Annotated in this window: 4 protein-coding genes and 1 tRNA gene; 1 reads left to right on the top strand and 4 read right to left on the bottom strand. The window is 60.2% G+C overall.

From position 1 onward, the window contains the following. The coding region (gene rimO / locus WBB85_RS15880) for a 30S ribosomal protein S12 methylthiotransferase RimO (protein WP_432639573.1) at positions 1-940 on the bottom strand (940 nt) is incomplete at its 3' end. A gap of 215 nt (positions 941-1,155) precedes the next feature. Here rimO and WBB85_RS15875 point away from each other — a divergent pair. Continuing rightward, positions 1,156-1,229 (top strand) — tRNA-Gly (locus tag WBB85_RS15875). 43 nt (positions 1,230-1,272) lie between these two features. Here the strand turns inward: WBB85_RS15875 and WBB85_RS15870 are convergent. The 3 genes from WBB85_RS15870 to WBB85_RS15860 all read right to left on the bottom strand — a co-directional run. After that, positions 1,273-2,271 carry a hypothetical protein gene (locus tag WBB85_RS15870; protein WP_432639572.1) on the bottom strand — a complete coding sequence of 333 codons (999 nt, stop codon included), beginning with the start codon at positions 2,269-2,271 and terminating at the stop codon, positions 1,273-1,275. A 181-nt stretch (positions 2,272-2,452) separates the two neighbouring features. Continuing rightward, positions 2,453-2,725 carry a hypothetical protein gene (locus WBB85_RS15865; protein WP_432639571.1) on the bottom strand — a complete coding sequence of 91 codons (273 nt, stop codon included), beginning with the start codon at positions 2,723-2,725 and terminating at the stop codon, positions 2,453-2,455. Between the two features lie 459 nt (positions 2,726-3,184). Continuing rightward, on the bottom strand, positions 3,185-4,658 hold a 1,474-nt coding region (locus WBB85_RS15860; protein ID WP_432639570.1), incomplete at its 5' end, for an alanine/glycine:cation symporter family protein.

The raw sequence follows: 4,658 nt of genomic DNA, 5'->3' as shown, positions 1-4,658 counted from the left end.
GGGTGATTTCGGGGCAGATCCGTCGCCAGGCCGCGATCTCATCCAGCGTCTTAGCGGCGGCCGCAGGCCGCGCCATGCGTTTCAGAGTTTCGGGATGGGCGTGCTGAAAGGGCACGTCGAGATAGGGCAGGATCAGCCCCTCGGCCATCAGCGGGATCAGGTCACGCACATGGGGGTAGGGATAGATATAATGCAGCCGGACCCAGGCCCCGAGCGATCCCAGATCGCGGGCGAGATCGGTGATATGGGCGCGGTGGCCATTCTTTTCGGCGTGCTTCAGGTCAAGCCCATAGGCCGATGTGTCCTGTGAAATGACCAGAAGTTCGCGCACCCCGGCCTCCACCAGCTTCTCGGCCTCGCGGATCACGGCATGGGCCGGGCGCGAGGCAAGCCGTCCGCGCATGTCGGGGATGATGCAGAAGCGGCATTTGTGGTTACAGCCCTCGGCGACCTTGAGGTAGCTGTAGTGCCGGGGCGTCAGTTTGACACCCGCCGCAGGTAGCAGGTCGACGAACGGATCGGGGCTGGGCGGCACGGCCTTGTGGACCGCATCCAGCACCTGTTCGTATTGATGCGGGCCGGTCACGGCCAGAACCGAAGGATGCGCGCCGGTGATATAGTCAGGCTCTGCCCCAAGGCAGCCCGTGACGATCACCCGACCGTTCTCGGTCAAAGCCTCGCCAATCGCCTCAAGGCTTTCGGCCTTGGCTGAATCGAGAAACCCGCAAGTGTTGACGATGACCGCATCCGCGCCGTCATAATCGGGGCTGATCGCGTATCCCTCGGCCCGCAGGCGGGTCAGGATACGCTCACTGTCCACCAGCGCTTTCGGGCAGCCAAGCGATACCATGCCTATCCGGGGCTGGCCGGGGCGGGCGGCAGTGTCGAAGACAGGCTTCGGTGCAAGGTCGGGGCGGAGGCTGGGTGGGTTCTGAGTCATCACCGGCATATAGCCTATCGTGGGGAGGGCTTGAAAGAGGCTGTTAGAGGCCGCGTGAATCCGACGCAGCTACCGCAACGAGGGTCAAAAGACACGTCTTTCGGTGCGGCCGCCAGCCTGGCGGGATGCCGTCGTTCCGATCCCGGTTCGCGATTTTGTTTCAAGCAGGCGGCTTGACGTTCAAAATCCGATGACTTACGTCCTTCCTGCGCCATGCGGGCGTTGTGTAATGGTAAGACCTCAGCCTTCCAAGCTGATGACGCGGGTTCGATTCCCGCCGCCCGCTCCAACCTCCACACCGCAAACCGTCGCTCGCCCCTTGGCGCAACGCGTCAGTATGGCTGTGTGTAGTTGGGTTCGGCGTTCCGTCGGCCCGCAACGGTTTTCGGCAGCACGAACTTCTCGGCCTGATTGTCCTCGACCACGATCCGGCCCGAGCAGTTCGCGACAATGAGCCTGGGGGCGTTGCCGCGTTTTCCGTCGGCATGGCGCACCCGGTTTCCGGTAACGTCCAGATTTATCACGCGTGTCAGACGGATTCCGTTCGGACTTGAACATGAGACTGAGTTGTCGCGGACGACGACATTTTCGTAAGGTCCGTCATGCAGGCTCAGCCCTTGCAGGCGGGTGCGCAGCGGATTGTCGGGCCGTATTGTCCATTCGAGGATCGTATTGTCCTTGACCACAAGTCCGCTCAGAGTGCCCTTGCGCTTGAACGCCTGAAACCCGTCGGGGTGGTTTTTGTCGATGCCCACCGCGTCCGATACCCGGTTTCCGATCACGACGCAGTTGTCGGCGGCCACCCTGAGCCCGTCCCCCGAAAAGCCAAAGACAGTGTTCTCGAAGATCTCAGAGCTGTGTCCGATGACGTTGAAGCCAAAGTTGACACCGATGGCGGCATTGTTGCGGATGATACCGCGTGGCCCCTGAAGAAACACGGCGCCGATTTTAGCCGCTTGCCAGTCATCCTTGCTCCAGTGGGTGTGGTCATCGCTGTCTGCCCGTCCACGGAAGAGGGAATTGGTGACTTCGATATTCTCGGATTTGCTGTCGGCGGTGATCAGGTATTGCTTTGCCTTGCTTTTGGTGACCGGTGACAAGGGCCAGCAGGAAAGACCCGACAACGTGATGTTGGCGCAGGAGCGGATTTCGATCCGTTCGAAATGGGCACTGCCCGGCTTCGCAGAGGCCACCGTCACGCCGCGTTTCATTCGGAGCCCCTTGATCGAGACCGTACCGAACTGACCTGAGATCAGGATGGTCTCTCCGTCCTCGGCCTTTTGCAGTCGCTCTGACAAGTCCGCCGCGTTGCCGATAATCTCGTTACTCACCTACGCCTCCGATCGCCGCGCGTTAGGTCGCCATCGCCGGATGGTGTGACGCGTTCCCCTTAACGTAGTGCCCCGTCACGGATGCGCCAATAGCCATTGCGGGGTGAGTGGGAGGGCGCACAAGAAAACGGCGCGACAACGAGGGTTGTCGCGCCGTCCGGTGTCGGGATCGTGGTGGCAGTTACCCCGACGGCAGCAGGCCGTTAAACTTGGCCAGCGCTGAAGAAACGATGTCGTACCATTCGCCCGACCGCCGCATCTCGGTAATGCCCTTGTTCAGCAGGGTGGTGACGAGCGGGCTTTGCGGATTGTTTTTGTGCGAGATGAAGTGCTGCGACATGATGTGGCTGAGTTCGGGGTTCTGAACCAGCTTCGTCTCGGCCTCCAGTTCCCGGATCGCGCCGACGGCGGATTCTGTTTCCATCCCGGTGATGTCGGCCTCGCCTTTCAGCACCACTTCTCGTCAGCAGCGTGTCGAGATGCGCGTTCGGGTTGGCACCGAGCACGTCGCGGTTTGCGTTAAAGATGTTCTGATAGTCGAGGCTGCCATAGGCAGTATTGGCAATGCCGCCGAGTGTATCGCCATCCTTTACCGTATGAGTGGTGCAGGCTTCCTGGGCGAAGGCCACCGGCACAGTGATCGCGGTGATAGACAAAGCTATGGCAAGCGCGCCGACGTGGCGCCTGCGGGGGCTCGGGTCGTCCGTTTCTCTCCTTCAATTCCGGACAGTCGGAGCACTGTTTGTGCTGGATGCACCCGCCCCCGGGGCCTGTCCTGTGTGACGTTTATCAGGCTGGTTTAATTTTAATTGATTCTTCAATCAAAATAAATGCTATAAATTTTCAATGACTTGAGCGCATGAAAAAGCCGGGCGGAGGCCGCCCGGCTTTGATGTTTCCTATAGGTGTCTGGTCAGACGAACTTCTTGATCTCGCCCGACTTCAACCGGCTCAGATAGCTCTCGACCTCGCGCTTCACGATCGGCATCAGGACATAGAGCCCGATGATGTTCACGACCGCCATGGCGAAGATCGCGGCATCCGAGAAGTCGATGACTGGGCCAAGGCTCGCCGCCGCGCCGACGATGACGAAGAAGCAGAAGAGAAGCTTGAAGATCAGTTCCTGCATCTTGCCTTCGCCGAAGAGGTAGGTCCAGGCTTTGAGGCCGTAGTAGGACCATGAGATCATTGTAGAGAAGGCGAAGAGCACGACCGCCACGACAAGGATATAGGGGAAGAACGCGAAGGTGGAACCGAAGGCCGCTGAAGTCAGGCCGACGCCCGAAGTGCCTCCGACTGTGGCGATGCGCCCGGTGGCTTCGTCCATAACATAGAGGCCGGTTTCCGGATCGATCACAAGCTGCTGGGTGAAGATGATCACCAGAGCGGTCATGGTGCAGATCACGACGGTGTCGATGAAGGGTTCGAGGAGAGACACGAAGCCTTCGGTGATCGGCTCTTTCGTCCGCACCGCCGAGTGGGCGATGGCCGCCGAGCCGACGCCCGCCTCGTTCGAGAAGGCCGCCCGTTTGAAGCCCTGAATGAGCGCACCAACTGCACCGCCGGCGATGCCAAGACCGGTGAAGGCACCGGCGAAGATCTGGCCGAAGGCCCAGCCGATATTGCCGATATTCATCAGGATAATGACCAGCGCCGTGCCACAGTAAAGGATCGCCATGATCGGCACGACCTTTTCTGTCACCTGCGCGATCGACTTGATGCCGCCGACAATGACGATGAAGACGATGAAGACGATGATCGCGAAGACAACGCCGGTGATCCAGCCCGGATAGTCGCCCAGCACGCCCGAAAGCTGCTGATGCGCCTGATTGGCCTGGAACATGTTGCCGCCGCCGAACGCACCGAGAATACAGAACACCGCGAAGAGGGCTGCCAGGAACTTGCCCCCGGGCACACCGCGTTCGGCAAAGCCCTTGGTGATGTAATACATCGGGCCGCCCGAGACGGTGCCGTCGGGATATTCGTTCCGGTATTTAACACCCAGTGTACATTCGGTGAATTTCGACGCCATCCCCAGAAGACCTGCGAGGATCATCCAGAACGTGGCCCCCGGTCCGCCGATGCCGATGGCAACCGCGACACCTGCGATATTGCCAAGGCCGACAGTCCCCGACAGTGCAGTGGCAAGCGCCTGGAAGTGACTGACCTCACCCGCATCATTGGGGTCGGAATAGTCGCCTTTTACCAGCGCGATGGAATGTTTGATCACCCGGAACTGGATGAAGCCGAAGTAGAGCGTGAAGACCGAGGCCGCGACGACCAGCCAGGCCACGATCCATGGGAAGGAAGTCCCTGGGAAGGGAGAGAAGATGAAGCTGACAAACCAGCCAGTGGCGCTGGCGAAGGTCGCATTGATGGTTTCATCC

This window comes from Albidovulum sp. (assembly GCF_049646345.1).
GTDB lineage: Bacteria > Pseudomonadota > Alphaproteobacteria > Rhodobacterales > Rhodobacteraceae > Albidovulum.
This window is presented reverse-complemented; position numbering and strand designations above follow the sequence as displayed.